This is a genomic window from Klebsiella indica (assembly GCF_005860775.1).
GTDB classification, from domain to species: Bacteria; Pseudomonadota; Gammaproteobacteria; order Enterobacterales; family Enterobacteriaceae; genus Klebsiella; species Klebsiella indica.
The window spans coordinates 1-1,754 of sequence record NZ_VCHQ01000062.1 but is presented as its reverse complement, the minus strand read 5'-3'; the positions used below and the strand labels follow the sequence as shown (position 1 = coordinate 1,754).

1 rRNA gene is annotated in these 1,754 nt (G+C 53.9%); it reads left to right on the top strand.

From position 1 onward, the window contains the following. Nucleotides 1-1,513, top strand: a 23S ribosomal RNA gene (locus tag FE839_RS24405); the annotation flags it as partial. Between the last annotated feature and the right edge of the window lie 241 nt (nucleotides 1,514-1,754).

The window sequence follows — 1,754 nt, the reverse complement described above, 5'->3', positions numbered from 1 at the left end:
TTCCTGTACTTGGTGTTACTGCGAAGGGGGGACGGAGAAGGCTATGTCGGCCGGGCGACGGTTGTCCCGGTTTAAGCGTGCAGGTGTGTGCTCCAGGCAAATCCGGTGCACTTTAACACTGAGGCGTGATGACGAGGCACTACGGTGCTGAAGTGACAAATGCCCTGCTTCCAGGAAAAGCCTCTAAGCATCAGGTAACACGAAATCGTACCCCAAACCGACACAGGTGGTCAGGTAGAGAATACCAAGGCGCTTGAGAGAACTCGGGTGAAGGAACTAGGCAAAATGGTGCCGTAACTTCGGGAGAAGGCACGCTGATATGTAGGTGAAGTGATTTACTCATGGAGCTGAAATCAGTCGAAGATACCAGCTGGCTGCAACTGTTTATTAAAAACACAGCACTGTGCAAACACGAAAGTGGACGTATACGGTGTGACGCCTGCCCGGTGCCGGAAGGTTAATTGATGGGGTTATCCCTCGGGAGAAGCTCTTGATCGAAGCCCCGGTAAACGGCGGCCGTAACTATAACGGTCCTAAGGTAGCGAAATTCCTTGTCGGGTAAGTTCCGACCTGCACGAATGGCGTAATGATGGCCAGGCTGTCTCCACCCGAGACTCAGTGAAATTGAACTCGCTGTGAAGATGCAGTGTACCCGCGGCAAGACGGAAAGACCCCGTGAACCTTTACTATAGCTTGACACTGAACACTGGTCCTTGATGTGCAGGATAGGTGGGAGGCTTTGAAGTGTGGACGCCAGTCTGCATGGAGCCGCCCTTGAAATACCACCCTTTAATGGCTGGTGTTCTAACGTGGGCCCGTAATCCGGGTTGCGGACAGTGTCTGGTGGGTAGTTTGACTGGGGCGGTCTCCTCCTAAAGAGTAACGGAGGAGCACGAAGGTCAGCTAATCCTGGTCGGACATCAGGAGGTTAGTGCAATGGCATAAGCTGGCTTGACTGCGAGCGTGACGGCGCGAGCAGGTGCGAAAGCAGGTCATAGTGATCCGGTGGTTCTGAATGGAAGGGCCATCGCTCAACGGATAAAAGGTACTCCGGGGATAACAGGCTGATACCGCCCAAGAGTTCATATCGACGGCGGTGTTTGGCACCTCGATGTCGGCTCATCACATCCTGGGGCTGAAGTAGGTCCCAAGGGTATGGCTGTTCGCCATTTAAAGTGGTACGCGAGCTGGGTTTAGAACGTCGTGAGACAGTTCGGTCCCTATCTGCCGTGGGCGCTGGAGAACTGAGGGGGGCTGCTCCTAGTACGAGAGGACCGGAGTGGACGCATCACTGGTGTTCGGGTTGTCATGCCAATGGCACTGCCCGGTAGCTAAATGCGGAAGAGATAAGTGCTGAAAGCATCTAAGCACGAAACTTGCCCCGAGATGAGTTCTCCCTGAGACTTAGAGTCTCCTGAAGGAACGTTAAAGACGATGACGTTGATAGGCCGGGTGTGTAAGCGCAGCGATGCGTTGAGCTAACCGGTACTAATGAACCGTGAGGCTTAACCTTACAACGCCGAAGATGTTTTGGCGGTGAGAGACAGAGACAATATTCAGCTTAGATTCAGAGTCCGAAGGATTTTGCGCTGAGACAAGGCGGCAAACGCAGCGACGGAAGGAGCATACACGGGTATGTGACTGACGTTCGCCAGAGCAGCCAACGCAGTATCAGCACAAAAGACACAGGACAGAGCACAAAGAATTTGCCTGGCGGCCGTAGCGCGGTGGTCCCACCTGACCCCATGCCGAAC